This window comes from Thiocapsa sp. C2-2m (assembly GCF_041903745.1).
GTDB classification, from domain to species: Bacteria; Pseudomonadota; Gammaproteobacteria; order Chromatiales; family Chromatiaceae; genus Thiocapsa; species Thiocapsa roseilacustris.
Genome location: NZ_JBBWVD010000024.1, coordinates 25,497 through 43,512 on the forward strand (window position 1 = coordinate 25,497; position 18,016 = coordinate 43,512).

General features: G+C 63.6%; 17 protein-coding genes and 1 pseudogene. 7 read left to right on the forward strand and 11 right to left on the reverse strand.

The window, feature by feature from the left end:
- Positions 1-7 precede the first annotated feature (7 nt).
- A complete protein-coding gene (gene glgC, locus AADX97_RS18245) occupies positions 8-1,279 on the reverse strand; it encodes a glucose-1-phosphate adenylyltransferase (RefSeq protein ID WP_374235113.1) in 1,272 nt (423 codons plus the stop codon).
- 271 nt (positions 1,280-1,550) lie between these two features.
- Here glgC and glgB point away from each other — a divergent pair, with 271 nt between their 5' ends.
- The 3 genes from glgB to AADX97_RS18260 all read left to right on the forward strand — a co-directional run bounded on the left by glgB (position 1,551) and on the right by AADX97_RS18260 (position 4,984).
- A complete protein-coding gene (gene glgB, locus AADX97_RS18250; protein WP_374235112.1) occupies positions 1,551-3,833 on the forward strand; it encodes a 1,4-alpha-glucan branching protein GlgB in 2,283 nt (760 codons plus the stop codon).
- 13 nt (positions 3,834-3,846) lie between these two features.
- The gene (locus AADX97_RS18255; RefSeq protein ID WP_374235111.1) at positions 3,847-4,314 is read left to right on the forward strand and encodes a YaiI/YqxD family protein; all 468 of its coding nucleotides are present in this window, start codon (positions 3,847-3,849) and stop codon (positions 4,312-4,314) included.
- Positions 4,315-4,411: 97 nt separating this feature from the next.
- The gene (locus AADX97_RS18260) at positions 4,412-4,984 is read left to right on the forward strand and encodes an NnrU family protein (RefSeq protein WP_374235110.1); all 573 of its coding nucleotides are present in this window, start codon (positions 4,412-4,414) and stop codon (positions 4,982-4,984) included.
- 417 nt (positions 4,985-5,401) lie between these two features.
- Here AADX97_RS18260 and AADX97_RS18265 read toward each other — a convergent pair whose 3' ends face one another.
- Together AADX97_RS18265 and AADX97_RS18270 are read right to left on the reverse strand one after the other, a co-directional pair.
- On the reverse strand, positions 5,402-5,656 hold the full coding sequence (locus tag AADX97_RS18265) for a hypothetical protein (RefSeq protein ID WP_374235109.1): 255 nt from the start codon (positions 5,654-5,656) through the stop codon (positions 5,402-5,404).
- A gap of 50 nt (positions 5,657-5,706) precedes the next feature.
- Positions 5,707-6,132, reverse strand: coding sequence for a hypothetical protein (locus AADX97_RS18270; protein ID WP_374235108.1), 426 nt, complete (start codon positions 6,130-6,132; stop codon positions 5,707-5,709).
- 240 nt (positions 6,133-6,372) lie between these two features.
- Between AADX97_RS18270 and moaE the strand changes: the two genes are divergently transcribed.
- Positions 6,373-6,843 (forward strand): molybdopterin synthase catalytic subunit MoaE, encoded by a 471-nt coding sequence (gene moaE / locus AADX97_RS18275; protein WP_374235107.1) that lies wholly within the window; start codon positions 6,373-6,375, stop codon positions 6,841-6,843.
- A gap of 119 nt (positions 6,844-6,962) precedes the next feature.
- On the opposite strand, the gene ureG is transcribed toward moaE, so the two are convergent.
- From ureG to AADX97_RS18295, 4 genes are all read right to left on the reverse strand, one after another.
- Positions 6,963-7,592, reverse strand: a complete 630-nt coding sequence (gene ureG / locus AADX97_RS18280; RefSeq protein ID WP_374235105.1) for an urease accessory protein UreG — start codon at positions 7,590-7,592, stop codon at positions 6,963-6,965.
- A 10-nt stretch (positions 7,593-7,602) separates the two neighbouring features.
- Entirely contained in the window at positions 7,603-8,289 is a 687-nt protein-coding gene (locus tag AADX97_RS18285) for an urease accessory protein UreF (protein ID WP_374235103.1), read from the reverse strand.
- Positions 8,273-8,731, reverse strand: a complete 459-nt coding sequence (ureE, locus tag AADX97_RS18290; protein WP_374235154.1) for an urease accessory protein UreE — start codon at positions 8,729-8,731, stop codon at positions 8,273-8,275. The genes AADX97_RS18285 and ureE overlap by 17 nt, the downstream gene beginning before the upstream one ends.
- 90 nt (positions 8,732-8,821) lie before the next feature.
- Entirely contained in the window at positions 8,822-10,039 is a 1,218-nt protein-coding gene (locus tag AADX97_RS18295; RefSeq protein ID WP_374235101.1) for a phosphatase PAP2 family protein, read from the reverse strand.
- A 176-nt stretch (positions 10,040-10,215) separates the two neighbouring features.
- Between AADX97_RS18295 and mgtE the strand changes: the two genes are divergently transcribed.
- From mgtE to AADX97_RS18310, 3 genes and pseudogenes are all read left to right on the forward strand, one after another.
- Positions 10,216-11,628: a magnesium transporter gene (gene mgtE / locus AADX97_RS18300; RefSeq protein ID WP_374235100.1), complete on the forward strand. Its 1,413-nt coding sequence runs from the start codon at positions 10,216-10,218 to the stop codon at positions 11,626-11,628.
- Positions 11,629-11,759: 131 nt separating this feature from the next.
- Positions 11,760-12,290 (forward strand): annotated as a pseudogene (locus AADX97_RS18305) (alkaline phosphatase); the annotation flags it as partial.
- Positions 12,291-12,391: 101 nt separating this feature from the next.
- Positions 12,392-12,712 (forward strand): hypothetical protein, encoded by a 321-nt coding sequence (locus tag AADX97_RS18310; protein WP_374235098.1) that lies wholly within the window; start codon positions 12,392-12,394, stop codon positions 12,710-12,712.
- A 143-nt stretch (positions 12,713-12,855) separates the two neighbouring features.
- Here the strand turns inward: AADX97_RS18310 and AADX97_RS18315 are convergent, their stop codons facing one another.
- From AADX97_RS18315 to AADX97_RS18330, 4 genes are read right to left on the reverse strand one after another with little or no spacing between them, the layout of a single operon-like run.
- A complete protein-coding gene (locus AADX97_RS18315) occupies positions 12,856-13,833 on the reverse strand; it encodes a universal stress protein (RefSeq protein WP_374235097.1) in 978 nt (325 codons plus the stop codon).
- A 48-nt stretch (positions 13,834-13,881) separates the two neighbouring features.
- Positions 13,882-15,246: a hemolysin family protein gene (locus AADX97_RS18320; RefSeq protein ID WP_374235095.1), complete on the reverse strand. Its 1,365-nt coding sequence runs from the start codon at positions 15,244-15,246 to the stop codon at positions 13,882-13,884.
- Positions 15,247-15,268: 22 nt separating this feature from the next.
- The gene (locus AADX97_RS18325) at positions 15,269-16,621 is read right to left on the reverse strand and encodes a hemolysin family protein (RefSeq protein WP_374235094.1); all 1,353 of its coding nucleotides are present in this window, start codon (positions 16,619-16,621) and stop codon (positions 15,269-15,271) included.
- Positions 16,614-17,957, reverse strand: a complete 1,344-nt coding sequence (locus AADX97_RS18330) for a hemolysin family protein (protein WP_374235093.1) — start codon at positions 17,955-17,957, stop codon at positions 16,614-16,616. The genes AADX97_RS18325 and AADX97_RS18330 overlap by 8 nt, the downstream gene beginning before the upstream one ends.
- Between the last annotated feature and the right edge of the window lie 59 nt (positions 17,958-18,016).

Here is an 18,016-nt window from a genome sequence, read left to right on the forward strand (position 1 = left end):
GAGGCCCTCAACGGACGTGGTTGGCGTCTTGGCCGAGCATCTCGGGGGTGACGAGGGTGACACCGCCCTCGCTGACGTAGAAGCCCGCTTTGCGATCCGCTTCCTGATCGAGGCCGATCACGGTTCCCTCGTCGATTTGGCAATAGCGATCGAGCACCGCATTGCGGATCGTGCAGTTTCGGCCGATTACCACGTCCGGCAGGATGACCGAATCCTTCACATAGGCATAAGAGTTCACACGTACATTCGAGAACAACAACGAATGCCGCACCGTGGACCCGGAGATGATGCATCCGCCCGAGACCATGGAATCGACCGCCATGCCGCGTCGATCTTCGTCGTCGAACACGAACTTGGCCGGCGGTAATTGCTCTTGATAGGTCCAGATCGGCCAGCTCTTGTCGTAGAGGCTCAAGGGCGGCGTCACGCCGATCAGCTCGAGGTTCGCCTCCCAGAAGGCGTCGAGTGTACCGACGTCACGCCAATAAGCCTGCTCGCCGCTCCGCGGGTCGCGGAAGGTGTGGGCCATGACGCGATAGTGTTTGATCACGGCGGGGATGATGTCCTTGCCGAAGTCATGCGAAGAGCGGGGGGTGTCGGCGTCCTTGATCAGCTGCTCGAACAGGAAACCGCGATTGAACACATAGATTCCCATCGAAACGAGGCTCTTGCCCGGCGATCCCGGGATGGGTTCGGGCTCCTTCGGTTTCTCGGCAAATCGCAGTACGCGGCATTCGTCGTTGACCGACATGACGCCGAAGTCACTGGCACGCTCGGTCTCCATCTCAAGGCAGCCAACCGTCATATCCGCGCCGGATTCGACGTGGTAGGCGATCATGGCGCCATAATCCATCTTATAGATATGATCGCCCGCGAGTACCAGGATATAGTCCGGATTGTGATCGCGAATGATGTCGAGGTTCTGGAATACCGCATCCGCTGTTCCCGCATACCAAGCGGTCTCCGCAACGCGTTGCTGTGCCGGCCATAATTCCACGAACTCGCCGAATTCGCCGCGCAGAAACCCCCAGCCCTTCTGAATATGCAGAATCAGGGAATGCGCCTTGTATTGCGTCAAGACGCCGATGCGGCGGATCCCGGAATTGATGCAGTTCGAAAGCGGAAAATCCACGATCCGAAATTTTCCGCCGAAAGGGACGGCCGGCTTGGATCTCCATGCCGTCAGGTGCATCAGGCGCGAGCCCCGTCCCCCGGCCAGGATCAGCGCCAGGGTATTTCGGGTCAGGCGGCTGACGAACCGGGGATTCGTTTGGGGCATAAGTCCTCCTGTTGTCGTCTAGGCGAAGGCGTAAGAGCAGTGCTCCTTATGTTAACATCAAGTCGGTCGGAAGCGTCGGCGCACTGCCCCGCGGTCGGGTGATCCCCTCGCCGCGCCTCGGGCCGTCGACCCCGACGAGACCCCCGAACTTGTCCGCCCATCTGCTGCCGACCCACAGATTCAGGGCGTGGCGCCGCGATATCGAACGGTTTCCGCGACAGCGCCAATTACAGGCGACATCGAGAGCCGACAGCGAAGGAAATACTTCAGAATGGCAACCGCGACACAGCAAGCCCCCAAGGTTCCGGAACCCTTGCAGCGCATCATCGAGGCGCGCCACCACGACCCGTTCGAGGTACTCGGTCGGCACCTCGAGGGCGACCGGGCAGTGGTCCGCGTGTTCCTGCCGGGCGCCGAGTCGGCCACCTTGGTCGAGGCGTCCGAGCCCTTAGCGCGGATCGAGGGAACGGATTTCTTCCTTTGGGAAGGCTCGGCGTCCAAGGTTCCCGAGCGTTATCGCATCGACTGGATCGATGCCTCCGGGGAACATCACGTCCATCACGATCCCTACTGTTTTCCTCCTCAGCTCCAGGATTTCGATCTGCACCTCTTCGGCGAGGGCCGACACTGGCACGCTTACCGTTTCCTGGGCTCGCACCTGACCGATGTCGAGGGCGTGTCGGGCGTGCAGTTCGCGGTCTGGGCGCCGAGCGCCGATCGCGTGAGCGTCGTCGGAGATTTCAACCAATGGGACGGGCGCGCCCACCCGATGCGCGTGCGCGGCGGCACGGGTGTGTGGGAGCTGTTTATCCCCGGGATCGGAAAAGGCGGCTTCTACAAGTATGAGATCCGCGATCGCGCGACCAACATCCACGTCAAGATCGACCCGTACGCGCAGGCCTTCCAAGAGCGCCCGCAAACGGCCGGGTTCATCTGTCCGGAGAGTCGCTTCCGTTGGGCAGATCAGGATTGGCTTGCGGCCCGTGCCGAATCGGATTGGCAGCATCGGCCCTTTTCCGTTTACGAGGTCCATCTCGGATCATGGCAACGCGGTGCGGATGGCGAGTTTCTCAATTATCGAGTGCTTGCAGAGCAGCTCGCAGACTATGTAACCGAGCTGGGCTTTACCCATATCGAGCTTCTTCCCATCACCGAGCACCCCTTGGACGCATCTTGGGGTTATCAATGCACCGGTTATTTCGCGCCGAGTGCCCGTTTCGGCTCGCCGGACGACTTCCGTTTTTTCGTCGATTACCTGCATTGCCGCGGCATCGGCGTGCTGCTGGACTGGGTGCCCGCCCATTTTCCCAAGGACGCCTATGCCCTGGCGCGCTTCGACGGCACGGCCCTCTACGAGCATGCCGATCCGCGCATGGGCGAGCACAAGGATTGGGGAACACTCATCTTCAATTTCGGCCGCAACGAGGTGAAGAACTTCCTGCTGTCGAGCGCGCTCTATTGGCTCGACGAGTTCCATCTCGACGGCCTGCGTGTCGATGCGGTCGCCTCCATGCTGTATCTCGACTACTCGCGCAATGCCGGCGAATGGATCCCGAACAAATACGGCGGCAACGAAAACCTCGAGGCAGTGGATTTCATCCGCCAGTTAAATACAGTGACGCACGAGCAGCACCCCGGCACGCTCATGATCGCCGAGGAATCCACGGCCTGGCCTGCGGTCTCGCGCCCGACCTATCTCGGCGGTCTCGGCTTCAGCATGAAATGGAATATGGGCTGGATGCACGACACCCTGTCCTATATGCAGAAGGATCCCATCTATCGCCATTATCATCACGATCTGCTGACGTTCGGTCTTCTTTATGCCTTCACCGAGAATTTCGTGCTCCCCTTCTCGCACGACGAGGTGGTGCACGGAAAGAAATCCATGCTGGATAAGATGCCCGGCGACGCCTGGCAGAAATTCGCGAGTCTGCGCCTGCTCTACACCGTCATGTTCAGTTACCCCGGCAAGAAGTTGCTCTTCCAAGGCTGCGAGTTCGCGCACGGCGCCGAGTGGGACTTCGACGCGGCGATGGATTGGGATCTGCTCGAGCGTCCGCAGCACGAAGGCATCAAGCAGATCGTCTCGGACCTCAATCGTCTCTATCGTGAGCAGCCCGCGCTGCATGAGGTCGACTTCGACAGCTCCGGCTTCGAGTGGATCGATTGTCACGACAGCTCGCAGTCCGTTCTGAGTTATCTGCGTAAGGACCGCTCCGGCAAGCAGATCGTCGCCGCCGCATTCAACTTCACCCCCGTACCGCGCACCAACTATCGCATTGGCGTACCCGAGCCCGGCTTCTATCGCGAGGCATTGAACTCGGACGCCGCGCTCTACGGCGGCAGCAACGTCGGCAACCAGGGCGGTGTCGAAGCCGAGCCGGTGAGCTGGATGGGACGGCCTTATTCCATCCCGATCGCACTGCCCCCGCTCGGCGGGATTATTCTGGTGCATGAGCCGACGTCCGCCGACGCTGTCGAGAGCGAGACGGATGCCGTGGTCGCCGATGCCGAGGTGCCGCCTGCGACACTTGTTGCGGTCGAGGCGAGCTGACGGGTCCGAGACGGTGGAGATCTGGGTCGACGCCGACGCCTGTCCGAATGCCGTGAAGGAGATCCTCTTTCGGGTCTCGGAACGGCTCGGCGTTGCAGTGACGCTGGTGGCGAACGGGCCGGTGAGCACGCCTCCATCGACCCTAGTGCGTTCGGTCCGGGTCTCCGCGGGGTTCGACGTCGCCGACAACGAGATCCTGAAGCGACTCGCCGCTGGTGATCTGGTCATCACCGCGGATATCCCGCTCGCGGCCGAGGTCATCGAACGTGGCGGCCAAGCCCTGAACCCCCGCGGCGAGCTCTACACCAAGGACACGATCCGCGAGCGCCTGACGATGCGCGACTTCATGGACACCCTGCGCGGCAGCGGCGTCAACACCGGCGGGCCGCCGACGTTCGGACCGCACGATCGACAGGCATTCGCGAATGCTTTGGACACTATTCTTGCGCGATCTAAACCGCGTCGGCCACAGCCGCCTTGAGTCGGAGCGAGGTGGAATCCACACGGACACACCGCATGTCGCTCCGGACGCGGTTTAAGGGAAGCTAATTTTTCAATGCTCTTGGAGGAATCCTCGGATGGCAGTACTCGTCCTCGGTTTGATCCTGTTTCTTGGCATTCACTCCGTGTCCATCATCAACAGCCAGTGGCGCACTGATCTGGTCGCGCGATTCGGCGAAATCCCATGGAAGGCGGTGTATGGGCTCGTCGCCTTGGTCGGATTTTATTTGATCGTCTCGGGATACGGGGCCGCCCGTCTGTCGCCCGTCATCATCTACGAACCGCCGGTCTGGATGGGGCATATCAGCCTGCTCTTGATGCTGCCGGTCTTTCCGTTGCTGCTTGCCGCTTATCTTCCGGGTCGGATTCACTCAGCGACCAAGCATCCGATGTTGCTCGCGGTTAAGATCTGGGCAACGGCCCACCTGCTCGCCAACGGCACCGCCGCCGACATCCTCCTGTTCGGAACCTTCCTGGCCTGGGCGGTTGCCGATCGGATCTCGCTCAAGCACCGCACGGCGCCGACCGTCTACGGGGCACCGCCGAATCAAGTCAACGACGCCATCGCAATCATCGGCGGCATCGGGCTCTACCTGCTCTTCATGTTCTGGATGCACAAGCTCCTGATGGGCGTTGCACCGATCGGGTGAGCGGTTTAAACCGCGCCCGGTGCGGTATGCGTCATGTGTCGGAGCTGGCGCGGTTTAAAGTATTGAAACATATAAAATTTTAAACCGCGCCCCCCGCGAAAGGCCGTGGATGCACCGAACGTCGAATTCACTCGAAAGTGAGCATCTCGCTCTGGACGCGGCTCAGCGGTCTCCGAAGGGCTCGGCACAACTGATGGCCCTATCGGTTTGGAATGCTCCGATGTGCAGCTAGGGTAGCGGTGCAGAGATTCCGAGACCGTCCGAGATCATCTTCGTTGTCGTTGTCGTCATCGACCATCGATCCGACTACGACCGCGATTACGACAACGACAACGACAACGAACGGACAAAGAGCGGACTCGACACATCTGCCGTGCTGCACTAGGAGCCGCGGTTCGGAAATTCGCCCAAGACCCTTCACGACCGCTCGTCCAGGAGCGAAAAACTCACGAATGTGGCGATCAGGATGAAGGTCACGACACATCCGGGGCTTGGGCAGAGCAGCATCAGGATGGCGGCAGCGCCCCAGACGACCAGGCAGAGCGTGCGCCGCGTCCGGTATGCGGGTGTGGCCTTGCGCTTCTGGAAGGCGTTGTAGTCGGCACGACCGCTGCAGAGCCAGTGAATGGCCCGGTGAGGCCACTCGGTGATTCGAGAGATGAGCGGAGGCATGGTCGCGGGATCATCGCGAGGCGCCGCGACGCCTCGCGATACGGACCGAATCAGAACTTGATCACGACGACGTTGACACCGTCCTCTTGACCCAGGTCGAAGGTGTTGTCGCTCAGCTTGGCGACCGTCCCGATGGTCTCGGCAATAATGGCAGGATCGGCCCCCGCGTTGATGACGAGACCATTGCCCGAGCCATCCTCGATCACGAGGGTCGCTGCATCCGGTCGGGTGATCGTGATGCCCTCTGCGGGCGAGACGATGGTGAGATCCGCATTCAGGAAGCGCACGGACAGCGAGGAAGGATCGCGATTGGCCTCGACGAATGCATCGGCCGCGTCGACAGCGCCGGTCTTGACCTTCTCGACCAGACCCATGGCCGCCGCTTTCGCCTTGCCCGCGATCTCCCGTGCGTTCTCGCTCGTGGCGGCCTCTTTGACTGCCGCAACCGCTTTGTCGAGTTGTTCTTTCCAGTTCATCGTCGTTTCCTCTTGTGGATGGTTCAGCAAAACAGGGACTTGGAGGATGAGATCGGGCATGATTCGTCCCTGAAAGGCTCTCTCTCGGCGGACGCTTCGACACCCGGATCGGAGCGAAAGCCGGCGAGATCCGAGGCCGGACGCTCGCACTCAAAAGTATAGGATCCCCCTGATTCCTCTGCCGAGCGGGCCGGGCAGACCGGGGGCGAACCCCGGACACCAGCGTCGGAGAAGCCGAGCATGCAACGCATTCGAGTCCAACGCGATTCGTTCGACATTGCGGAGGAGCAAAAAATTCTTTCCCACGACAAGCCGCAGGTCGGCGCCGTCGTCACCTTCATCGGTTTGATGCGCGACATCAACGAGGGCACCGAGGTTGCCGCCATGACCCTGGAGCACTATCCGGGAATGACCGAGAAGGCGCTCGGCGCCATCGCCGAGGAGGCCGCTCAGCGCTGGGATCTCGAGGACATCAGCATCCTGCATCGCGTCGGCGAGCTCGCGCCGCAGGATCCGATCGTGTTCGTGGGCGTGAGCAGCCGGCACCGGGGCGAGGCCTTTCGTGCCTGCGAGTTTCTAATCGACTACCTCAAGACCCGCGCACCCTTCTGGAAGAAGGAGCAGACCGCGAAGGGCGAGCGGTGGGTCGATGCACGCGGGACGGACGACGACGCGGCGCGGCGCTGGGCCGAGGGATCGACCGACCCGTAGGTGACGGGTCGGAAACCAGTTGCGCACCGGATGCAATCGTTGTCGTTGTCGTAATCGTAATCGGTTTCCGGACGAACACGACAACGACAACGACAACGAAATAGTCTGCGACGGTTTATTCAAGATTTGCCGCATGAGTGACTAAGCATCCCCTGATGCTCGATGAAGTCAAGGATCGTTTCCAACCCCTGACCGGTACGCAGATTCGTGAAGACGAACGGCCGCTCCCCGCGCATGCGTTTGGAGTCGTGCTCCATGACCTCCAGCGAAGCCCCCACGTAGGGCGCCAGATCGATCTTATTGATCACCAAGAGGTCCGAGCGGGTGATGCCGGGCCCACCCTTGCGCGGGATCTTCTCGCCCTCGGCCACGTCGATGACATAGATCGTCAGGTCCGCCAGCTCGGGGCTGAAGGTGGCGGCGAGATTGTCGCCACCGCTCTCGATGAAGACGAGATCGAGATCCGGGAAACGGATCTGCAGATCCTCCACCGCGGCCAGGTTCATCGAGGCGTCCTCGCGAATGGCGGTGTGCGGACAGCCGCCGGTCTCCACGCCGACGATACGCTCGGCCGGCAGGGCCTGCGAGCGGATCAGGAACTCCGCGTCTTCGCGGGTGTAAATATCGTTGGTGACCACCGCCAACCGATAGCGGTCACGCAGCGCCTTGCAGAGCGCATCCAGCAGCGCCGTCTTGCCGGAGCCGACGGGACCGCCGACCCCGATGCGCAGGGGTGATGCATCGACCATGGTGTCTCCTTCAGGAACGAAACAAGCGGGTGTACTGGGTCTCGTGGGCGGAGCTTGCGATCGCCAGGGCCGGGGTCGAGGCGCCGATCTCCTCGTCCGCAACCTCCAGCGCCGAGGCGACCGTGCTCGGGATGAGCCTTGCCAGTCGTGCCAGCGTCTGTTGACCGCGGGTCTGGCCCAAGGGTACGAGCTTGATCCCGGCCAGGACCAGATTCTCAAGCCAGCTCCAGGCATAACCCGTCGCCGCATCGCGCGGCTCGATCCGCCAGGCCGCGGCGGCGAAGGCGAATCCCGCGGCTTGGCTCCGAGCGAGCTGCGGTTTCCAGGCGAGCGCGTCCTCCAGGCCCCAGGCGATGAGCAGATCGGCGAGCGCGCGTCCGCGATCGGCCTCCTCGCGCCGCAACTCGGCGGTTTCTCGCCCGGCCAAGAGCCGATCGACCCAACCGGACATCCGTGCCTGATTGCGATCGAGCGCCGCCGCCTGCATCCGGAACAAGAGCGGGAGGTCCAGATACCCAAGGCTGCTCCCGATCTGATCGGCCATCCAGCCTTCCAAGTCGTCGGCATCGCGGATCCAACCGGTCTCGACCGCCCATTCGATGCCCTGCGAGTAGGTGAAACCGCCGACCGGCAGCGAGGGGCTGACCAGGTGCATCAGGCGCAGCAGAGGCAGCGCCCCGTCAATGCTCGTGGACATGGCCCGAATGATCCGTGCCCTGACCGCCATAGGCCCCGGATTCCGGCTCGAAGCCGGCATCCACGAGCCCGACCTCAAGCCCGAGACCGCGCACCATCTCGTCGAGGACCTGATCCTGTCGGTAGCTGAGTCGCCCCGGCTCGATCTGCAGAGGCACATGCCGGTTGCCGAGGTGATAACAGGCGCGCGCGAGTAGGTGCGGGTCTGCGCTCTCCACACGCGAGAGGTGCTCCGGTGCCGCGATGATGCGTGCGACCAGTCCGTCCTCGGCGATCAGTGCGTCCTCGTGATGTAGGATGGTGCCGCGGGGGAGGAAGAGTCCGGCCTCGCGACCGTCGTCGAGCATGACGCGCAGACGACAGCGGGTGCGCTGCTCCAATGTGAGCGTGAGGGTCACGTCCGCCGGGATGTCCGCGGCGGTCGTGCGGATGAATCGGATCAAGGGTTCGGATTGCGGCACGGCTTCGCCCCGTTGGTGGTCAAGACTGCGGTCCTCGCAGGTGGTTGTCGTTCGGCACGCGCAAATTCCCGATCAGTGGTCGACCCGAATCACCTCGCCGTCGCCCGTCTGCAGGTCGAGCTCGGGTAGCGGGTCCTGCGAGGGATGAACCCGGATGTCGCCCGAGTCGATCCGGACCTCGACCCGATCCCAATCGTTCGCAACGATCCCCATGACGACCTTGGTGTCTTTCTCGGTGAAGATCCCCTGATGGCTGATCCGATAGGTCAGGGCCTGGTGGTCGCCGGTCAAATCGTGTTCGACCTTGCTCCAGGGCAACCCGAATCCGCGCGCCTCCAAGCGCATCTCGGCCGTGCGGTGCACGCCGCCCGGCCAGAAGAGGATCACATAGGCCTGATCGGCAACCAGACGCAAGACCCTGGGCGGCGGATCGAAATCGCCCGGCCGGACCCATTGGATCTGCACGTTTTTCAGCGGTGTCGCCAACAACACGGCCCCGATCATCAGGGCCGCGACGAGCGCATAGACCGCCGCCGTGAGTTTCGGACGTCGCAACTCGGGCATCCTGGAGGGCGGTGCCGCCGCCTCGGCGGCCTCGCGCCGCGGGATGCGCAAGACAAAGTAATAGAGCCCCCAGGCAACGCCGTAGGCAATCACCCCGGACCAGATGACGTCCGAGAGGAAGTGGTCGCCCGCCGCCATCCGCCCGATCCCGAGCAGGGTGCCGAAGGCGAGCGAGCCCGCCAGCGCCGTCCAGGCGAGCGCCGGCCTGCGCCTGAGCCAGATCATGAAGAAGACCCCGAGCATGTAACCGACCGAGCTGTGCCCGCAGGGGAATGACTTCCCGTCACCGCTCGTGGAGAGTGCGAGCGGCGGGACATAGGCGCGCGTCCCGCCGAGCTGCTCGATCTGGTGCGGTCGCGGCCGCCCCCAGTTGTCCTTGAAGATACCGTTGACGATGAGTCCGGGCCCGAGGATCGTCGTCGCGATCAACAGGATCGCGTAGCAACGCAGCCGCCTGAACGACTGCCAGACCGCGCCGGCGCCGAGGACGAGCAGGCTGGCGAGCAGGATGAATCCGGTCAGGAGCGGCGAGGCGACATAGAGGAAAGACCAGAGCGCTGCTTGGGCCTCGTACCAGGGGTCTTCGGCCTCCGGATGATAAAACAACGCGGCGGCCTGGATATCCAAGTCGGTCAGCCAAAAGGGCAGGGTGCCGAGCAGGGCGATCAGGACCAAGGCAATGCCTTGCGGGAGCCAATCCCGTTGCGGTGTGGTGGTTTGCGACATGGTTCTTTGTCTTGTGTCTCAGTCGAGGCGCTTGAGCCGGAAGACCATCGGCTTGGTCGGCATGAGCATGATAACCCCGTCGCAATTGATTTGATCCGCCGGTGTTGCCACACTCCGGCGGGTTTCGAGCCTCGAAACGCCGATCAGCAACGCTACACTCCGGGACTCCCTCAGACATGACAGAGACCACCGAAACGCCTCGGCTACGTTGGACCCGCGGCCGGCCGGGCGAGGCCCTCGACGTCAACCGCCCCCTGATCAAGGCCATCGGGCGCATGATCAAGGCAGGCGAGCGCGAGGAGATTCGCCGTCTGCTGCGAACCTGGCACCCGCGCGACATCGTCGAGCTGCTCGTGCAGCTTCCCCTGAAGCGCGCGCGCAAACTCTTCTTGGTCTTGCCTGCCGGCCCTGCCGCAAAGGTGATCGCCGGACTCAACAACGATTTTCGCGCGGCCTTGCTCGAAGACGCCACGATCGAGCGGCTCGCCGAGATCCTCGACGGCCGGGACACAGAGGAGGTGGTTCAGGTCCTGGCCGAGCTTCCCGACGAGGTCCAGGAGCGGCTCATCCCGCACCTGCGTGACGCCGACGCCGTCCGCGAGCTCAAGGCGTATCAGGAAGACTCTGCCGGCAGCATCATGACCCGTAAGCTGGTCGCGGTGCCGCCGGACTGGAACGTCGGGCAGGTCGTCGCCGAGGTGCGTCGTCGCGCCGATTTGATCAAGAAACTCTCGGCAGTCTATGTCGTGGATGCGGATCGCAAGCTCCTCGGCTATCTGAAACTCCGCGACCTTCTGCTGCGACCGAGCGATGCTCAGGTGGACCAGGTGATGCGCACCGATCTCGTGTCCGTCAGCTCGGATATGGATCAGGAGGAGGTCGTGCGCGTCACTCGGGAGAACGACCTCATTACGGTACCGGTGGTAGATACCGAGGGTCGACTGCTCGGGCGCATCACCGCCGACGAGCTGCAACGAGTGGTCCGCGACGAGGCCGAGGAGGACGTGCGTCTGCTCAGCGGCGTCTCTCCCGACGCGCGCGCCGACGACCCGGTGCTCGGCATCGTAAAGAACCGCCTCCCCTGGTTACTCGCCGGTCTGGTCGGCGCGCTCGTCTCGGGCAGCGTCATCAGCTCCTACGAGGCGGAGATCGCCGCCGCGGCCATCCTGGCGAGCTTCATCCCGATCGTGATGTCGATGGCAGGCAACGCCGGTATTCAAGCCGCGACGGTCGCCATCCAGGGCCTTGCGGCCGGCACCCTCTGGATCGGGGATCTGCCCTGGCGGCTCATCAAGGAGATGCTTGCGGCCTTGCTGAACGGGTCGATCGCGGCCTTGATCCTCGCCGGGATCGTACTCGCCGTCGGGCCTTTGGTGGGTGTTGCGGATCCGATACGCTTGGCGTTGACCGCAGGCCTGGCCTTGACCGTCGTAACACTGCTTGCCGTGACCATGGGCGCGGCCGTGCCGCTGATCCTCCACCACTTCAAGATCGATCCGGCGATGGCCACGGGCATCTTCATCACCACCGGCAACGATATCATTGCGGTCCTGGTGTTCTTCCTGGTGGCGTCGCTGCTTTATCTCTGAGCGTCCTGCGGTGATCGGCGTCCGGCTCGCAGTGCGCAGCCGCATATCGTCGAATCGTCATCGTGCTGTCCATGAACGGTATGCCTGATCCCGATAATCGGGGGTTTTCACCCAACGAGGATCTCCGTCTCATGTGGTTTACGACCGTCTCTCGACTTACCGCAGGCTGCGCCCTGGGGCTCGGTATCGGCGCTCCGGCCCTAGCGGGTCCGGATGCATTTCTGCCTAAGATCGCCATCGCGCAGCTCGGTACCTATGCAACCGGCGTATTCGGCGAGTCCGCGGCCGAGATCGTGGCCCACGATCCCAAGACGCAGCGTCTGTTCGTCGTCAACGCGCAGAGCGGCAACGTCGATGTGCTCGACATCCGCACCCCCTCGGCTCCGCAGCTCTTGGATAGCGTGAGTCCGGGGGGATCCTCAACACACAAGGGGCTGATCGTCGCCGCGGTCCAAGCGGATCCCAAAACGGATCCGGGCAAGGCGGTCTTCTTCAACGCCGACGGGAAGGTCCTCGCGTCCGTCGAGGTCGGTGCGCTAGCGGACATGGCGACCTTCACGCCGGATGGAAAGCGGGTGCTGGTGGCCAACGAGGGCGAGCCGAGCGACGATTGCAGGGTGGATCCGGAGGGCTCGGTCAGCATCATCGAGCTGCCGCGAAACATTCGTAGACTTTTCCAGGAGGCTGTGCGGACGGCCGATTTCCGCGCGTTCAACAACGCGATTCTCGACCCATCCTACGTGTCTTCGGTCCCAACGCGAGCGTGGCACAGGACTTCGAGCCCGAGGGCGTGGCCGTGGCCAAGCTATGGGGGTGCAACTATGCCTTCATCGGCCTGGAGCGTATCGGCGGTATCATGGTCTATGACGTCACCAATCCCCGTGCACCGAGCTTCGTTCAGTACCTCAACAACCGTGACTTCGGCGCCGAGCCGGGCACGCCGGAGGCGGGCGATGTGGGCGCCGAGGGCCTGACGGTGATCGAGGCGTGGCAGAGTCCGATCCGCGGGGTGCCCTTGTTGGTCGTCGCCAACGAGGTGAGCGGCACGACTACCTTGTTCAGCATCGAGCGGGTCCGGCGTTAAGACCTTGGCCTTTGTGCCCCGTCCTTAAGGGCTTGTGGCGATCGTCGCTCTTGCGACGATCGCCACAACGGCTGCCGCGTAGCAGGGCTCCGTACCCTGCTCGCGATCCGTGGATCGGGATGAGTCGGTCGTAGTCCTGCCCCTCAGCTATCCAACGTCACGGGCGTGACGAACCCGGGCGGCTTGACGGCCAACACGGAACAATCGACCTGCTGCAGGATCGTTTCCGCGGTGTTGCCCATCAGCAGGCCGGGGATGCCGGTGCGGCCGACGGTTCCCATGACGACAAGATCGATTTCGAGTTGTTTGGCCAGTGCGGGAATCTCTTTCCGCGCGCTCCCCCTGACGAGATGCGTCTTCAGCTTCGGATCATCGGGCGTGAACGGACCCGCGACTTCGGTGACCTCGCCCAACAGCGCCTCCAGATTGGCCGCGCCGCGCTCTTTCACCTGCCGGAGATAGGACGCGACGTACTTCTCCGGCGTGTTGACCGTGGTCCCCCGCATGATGGCTTCGCCGACCGCGTCCCAGGCATAGACAACATGCAGCTCAGCGCGTTCGGACCGCGCCAGCGCGCTCGCGACCTCGATGATTCGGCAATTCATGGCATGACGCGTCTCCTCGCCGGGTCGGTTGCTGTCGCCGACATCGACGGCCGCCAGGATTCGTCGGAAGGAACGCGATCCCCCGCACTTGATGAGCCACACCGGACAGGGGCACTTGCGCAAAAGGTTCATCTCGTCGGTACCGATCAATCTGCCCGACCAGGCCGCTCCATCCGGGGGACGGATCACCAGGTCATGCCCCTCGGATAAGACCTCGCGGATGATCTCCAGGTACGGCGTGCCGATCAAGACATCGGTGCGAATTCGGAGGCGCCGCCCATACGGCTCGATCAGAGAGCTCAGGCGCAGCCGCTGTTGGGCTTCCGCTGCGGCTTGCAGGTCGTCGGAGGTCGCACCGTCGCCGAACAGGTGGATGCCTGTGTGCAGGCGAGGGATGACCGCGACAACCGCGAGATCGGCCTCGTTGTTTGCCGCCAGGGCAACAGCTCGCTCCAGCGCGGGCAGACATGCCTTTTCGGCATCGACGACGAACAAGATCTTTTTAAATCGTTCCATATCAGAGTCCGATACCGCCGTCCCGGGCTCGGTCATCGCCTTCGTTCCTCAAGGGGTTGGCAGCTCGCCGTTGGCTTCCGTCTCGGTCGACGACCGCCCCCCGTCCGGCGGCGCGGGCGGCTTGGCCGGAGACTCGGGCAGCGGCGTTGCCAAGACCTTGTCGATGCGCCTGCCGTCAAGATCGACGACCTCCAAGCGCCAGCCGTCCCAGTTGGAGATGTCACCCGTGCCCGGCAAACGGCCGAGCAACCACATCATCATTCCCGAGAGCGTGTGATAACGTCCTTTCTCTTCCTCGGGGACGCGCTTGATCCCCAACCGGTCCTTCAGCTCGAGGATCGGAATCAGACCATCGAGCAGCCAGGAGCCGTCCTCGCGCTGCACAGCCCAGGATTCCTCCGTGCTCTGGGGGAGAAGCTCGCCGGTAACCGACTCGATCACGTCGCTTAAGGTCACCAAGCCCTCGACCCCGCCGTATTCGTCGACGACGAAGACCATCTGACTCCCCGAGCTGCGGAACTGCTCCAGCAGCTCCATCCCCGTGAGCGACTCCGGGACAAAGACCGGCGCCATCAAATCCTTTTGCAGGTCGACCTGCTCGCCTTTGAGGGTCTGGTTGAAGAGCTGCTTGGAGGTCACGATGCCGATCATGTCGTCCAGGCCGCCCTCGCACACCGGGAAGCGCGAGTGAAATGACTCGGCGATGAGCGCAAGGTTCTCCTCCAGCGGGCGCTCCACATCAAGCCAGACGACCTCCGAGCGTGGCACCATGAGCGAGCCGATCTGGCGATCGTCCAGTCGAAAGACGTTGCGCACCATGTCGTGCTCGGTCTTCTCGATGACGCCCGCGTCCGATCCTTCTTCCAACATGGCGTGGATCTCTTCCTCGGTGACGGTCGGCCCCCGGGTCTCGCGTTGACCGATCAGCCTCAGCAGCAGCGCGGTCGAGCCTGCGAGCAGGTGGACGAAGGGACGCGAGGCGATCGACAACAGGTACATGGGTCGTGCGACCAAGCGGGCGATGCCTTCCGGGTTGATTTGGCCGATGCGCTTGGGTACGAGCTCGCCGACGACGATCGCGAAATAGGTGATCATGACCACGACCAGGATCGTCGCGCCGATCTCGCTTGGGCCCTGCTCCATGCCGAGCCCCTGCAGCCAGAGCGCAAGGGGCTCGGCGAGTGCCGCCTCGCCGAAGATACCGCTGAGGATGCCGATCGAGGTGATGCCGATCTGGATGGTCGACAAGAAACGGTTGGGTTCCTCGCCGAGTCGCACCGCAATGGCGGCGGCCCGATCGCCGTCGTCCGCGAGTCGGGCGAGGCGTGCCCGTCGCGCGGTGACGAGCGCGATCTCGGACATGGCGAACAGGCCGTTGAGAAGGATCAGGGCGACAAGAATTAAAATGTCCATGGTCTCCGGTGGAGGTCAAGGATCAGCGCGCATCCTCTGCCTCGGCATCCCGATCGGCGGTTGTCTCCGGCACCTCGAGCGTCAGGGTGGCCTGGCGGACGCCGCGGCCGTAGAGGCCACTGACCTCGAATCGCAGGCCGTTCCACCGGACCGAATCTCCCAGCACGGGCGGTCCGCCCAGCTCGCTCAGGATCAGGCCCGAGACCGTGTCGATCTCGGGATGCTCGAGCTCGCGCCCGATCAGATCGCCCAAGGTGTCCAGACGGACCGTCCCTTGGACCTGATAGCCCGCGGTGCCGACCGGCAAGACATCCGGGACGTCCTCGACACCCTCCTCGATATCCCCGACGGCCTCGGCGCAGATGTCTTCCATGGTGAGGATGCCGGCGGTCCCGCCGTGCTCGTCCATCACCACGATCATCTGGTTGTGCACCCGGTCCATGGCGGCAAGGACATCGTCCAGGGTCGCGGTTTCGGGCAGGTAGGCGGTTTCTCGGACCACCGCGGGATCAAGACCGGTGCCTGCACGCAGCAGCGCCATCAGATCCTTGATGTGGATCGTCCCGATGATCTGGTCGAGACTGCCTTCGTAGACCGGATATCGGGTGTGGCGATGCCGATGCAGGATCTCGCGGAGCATGGCGTCGGTTGCGCCGACCGGGATCCCGCTCGCGCGCACCCGCGGCACCATCGCCTGCACCGCGGCAATCTCGCTGAAGTCCGCAAGCTCAAGGAAGATCCGGCCGCTCTCCTCGCTCAAGAGGCCGCTCTTTTGGCTCTCGCGGGCGAGCGACTCCAGCTCGTCCTGGCCCAGATAATGGCCCGCGCTGCGTCCGCGCTTGAAGCCGACCAGGCCAAGCAAGAGGTTGCCGGTCAGATTGAGCACGCGGACCAAGGGGTAGAGGATCAAGCCGATGACCAACATGGGCGGGGTCACCCACATGGCGACCTTCATGGGCCGGGTCAGCGCAAGCGCCTTGGGGACCATCTCGCCCAAGACGATATGCAGATAGGTGATCGCAGCGATGGCCAACACCGACGCGAGCCCGTGCGCCGTCAAGAATGCACCCGGGGCGGTGAATCCCGCGCGCAGAAGCCATTCCTCGAAGTACCCGGCTAGGGTGTGCTCGCCGTACATCCCCAGACCCAGGCTCGCGAAGGTGATGCCGAGCTGCGCCGTGGCGACATAACGATCCAGTCGCGCCGGGTTGTCGAGGATCCGGGCGATGCGCCGCGCCAGGGCGTCTCCGTCCTCCGCACGCGCGGTCATCGCGGCGCGCGAGGTCCCGATGATCGCGAACTCGGCGGCGACAAAGAGTCCGTTGAGGGCCACCAAGGCCATGACGACGATCAGGACGATCCAGAGCTCATGCATGCTCGTCTCCCGCTGCACCGCCGACGACACGAACCATGACGGAGGCGATCGCCGGGCCATCCATCGACTCGATCTCGAACGCAAGACCGATCACCTCGAGCCTGTCGCCCGCCACCGGGATGTTCCCGAGCTGCTCCAGCAACCAGCCGGCGAGGGTTTCGGCTTGACTCGTTTCCCAGACGGCCGGGTCGGTGTAGGGGCGGGCCCAATCGATCGCCTCGTCGAGCGGGAGGCGTCCGGGCAGGCGCCAACACGTGTCGTCGAGCTGCTCCGGGTCGAGCTCGCTGTTGGACTTGAACTCGTCGGAAAGCTCGCCGATCAGCTCGCGAACGATGTCCTCCAGGCTGATGAGGCCCTCGACGTCGCCGTACTCGCTCACCACAAGCGCAATGCGGGCGCGCCGATCGCGCATCTGTCCCAGCACCCGATCCAGTGTCAATCGGTTCGGCAGCGCCAGAAGCGGGCGCACCAGGGGCTGCAGGGCGAGGATCTCGCGCCCGCCGGCGGTCGCGATCGCGAGATCCTTCACATGGATGAAGCCGCGTACGTTGTCGAGCCCGCCCCGGTGGACCACCAAGCGCGTATAAGGCGACGCGTCGATCTCGGCCAAGAGCTCATCGAGCGGTGCGGCCAGATCCAGACTCGCGATCTGTCGCCGCGGCACCATGAACTGACGCACCGTGTGGCGGCTCAGGCGCAGCACCTCGCGCAGACGCTTGCTCGCCTTGGCCTCCAGCATCCCGCCCTCGTTGCTCTCGCGAATCAGCAGCTCGATCTCGTCCGGTGAATGGACGTGCCGATGGCTGACCTCCGGATCGATGCCGAACCCCCTCAGGATCAGGTTGCCGCTCCCGTTGAGCAATCCGATGAAGGGATAGAACAGGACCAAGGACCAGCGCATCGGCAGGTAGGTATACATGGCCGTCCCGACCGGGTACTGAAGCGCCACCGTTTTGGGGATCAGCTCGCCGAGCACGACCTGGGTCGAGGTCAACACCACCAGCACGATGGTCGCCGACATGGCGTAGGCGCCCACTGTCTCCATCCCCCAGTCCGAGATCAGGAGTGCACCGAGCGCAATAGCGATCGTCGCCTGTCCGAAGGCGCCGAGGATGAGGCTGGAGAGTGTGATCCCGATCTGGCAGGTGGCGATGTAGCGATCCAGGCGCGTCGTGTCCTTGACGATGGGCAAGAGCGCCGCAGCGAGTCGATGACCCTGCCGGGCAAAATGCTCGACGCGGCTGGCCCGGGAACCCACGATCGCAAACTCGGCCGCGACATAGAGCGCATTGATCAGGATCAGAAGGCCGACGACGAGAAACATCCAGGCGCTCATCGGGGGACTCCGGCAGGGCAGGGATGCCGGCTCGAACGGCGAGACGCCGGATTGGTCGG

What these genes read in the sequence shown, in the direction of transcription:
- glgC (WP_374235113.1), bottom strand. Translation starts at nt 1,279, where the DNA reads ATGCCCCAAACGAATCCCCGGTTCGTCAGCCGCCTGACCCGAAATACC.
- glgB (WP_374235112.1), top strand. Translation starts at nt 1,551, where the DNA reads ATGGCAACCGCGACACAGCAAGCCCCCAAGGTTCCGGAACCCTTGCAG.
- AADX97_RS18260 (WP_374235110.1), top strand. Translation starts at nt 4,412, where the DNA reads ATGGCAGTACTCGTCCTCGGTTTGATCCTGTTTCTTGGCATTCACTCC.
- AADX97_RS18265 (WP_374235109.1), bottom strand. Translation starts at nt 5,656, where the DNA reads ATGCCTCCGCTCATCTCTCGAATCACCGAGTGGCCTCACCGGGCCATT.
- AADX97_RS18270 (WP_374235108.1), bottom strand. Translation starts at nt 6,132, where the DNA reads ATGAACTGGAAAGAACAACTCGACAAAGCGGTTGCGGCAGTCAAAGAG.
- moaE (WP_374235107.1), top strand. Translation starts at nt 6,373, where the DNA reads ATGCAACGCATTCGAGTCCAACGCGATTCGTTCGACATTGCGGAGGAG.
- ureG (WP_374235105.1), bottom strand. Translation starts at nt 7,592, where the DNA reads ATGGTCGATGCATCACCCCTGCGCATCGGGGTCGGCGGTCCCGTCGGC.
- AADX97_RS18285 (WP_374235103.1), bottom strand. Translation starts at nt 8,289, where the DNA reads ATGTCCACGAGCATTGACGGGGCGCTGCCTCTGCTGCGCCTGATGCAC.
- AADX97_RS18295 (WP_374235101.1), bottom strand. Translation starts at nt 10,039, where the DNA reads ATGTCGCAAACCACCACACCGCAACGGGATTGGCTCCCGCAAGGCATT.
- mgtE (WP_374235100.1), top strand. Translation starts at nt 10,216, where the DNA reads ATGACAGAGACCACCGAAACGCCTCGGCTACGTTGGACCCGCGGCCGG.
- AADX97_RS18315 (WP_374235097.1), bottom strand. Translation starts at nt 13,833, where the DNA reads ATGGAACGATTTAAAAAGATCTTGTTCGTCGTCGATGCCGAAAAGGCA.
- AADX97_RS18320 (WP_374235095.1), bottom strand. Translation starts at nt 15,246, where the DNA reads ATGGACATTTTAATTCTTGTCGCCCTGATCCTTCTCAACGGCCTGTTC.
- AADX97_RS18325 (WP_374235094.1), bottom strand. Translation starts at nt 16,621, where the DNA reads ATGCATGAGCTCTGGATCGTCCTGATCGTCGTCATGGCCTTGGTGGCC.
- AADX97_RS18330 (WP_374235093.1), bottom strand. Translation starts at nt 17,957, where the DNA reads ATGAGCGCCTGGATGTTTCTCGTCGTCGGCCTTCTGATCCTGATCAAT.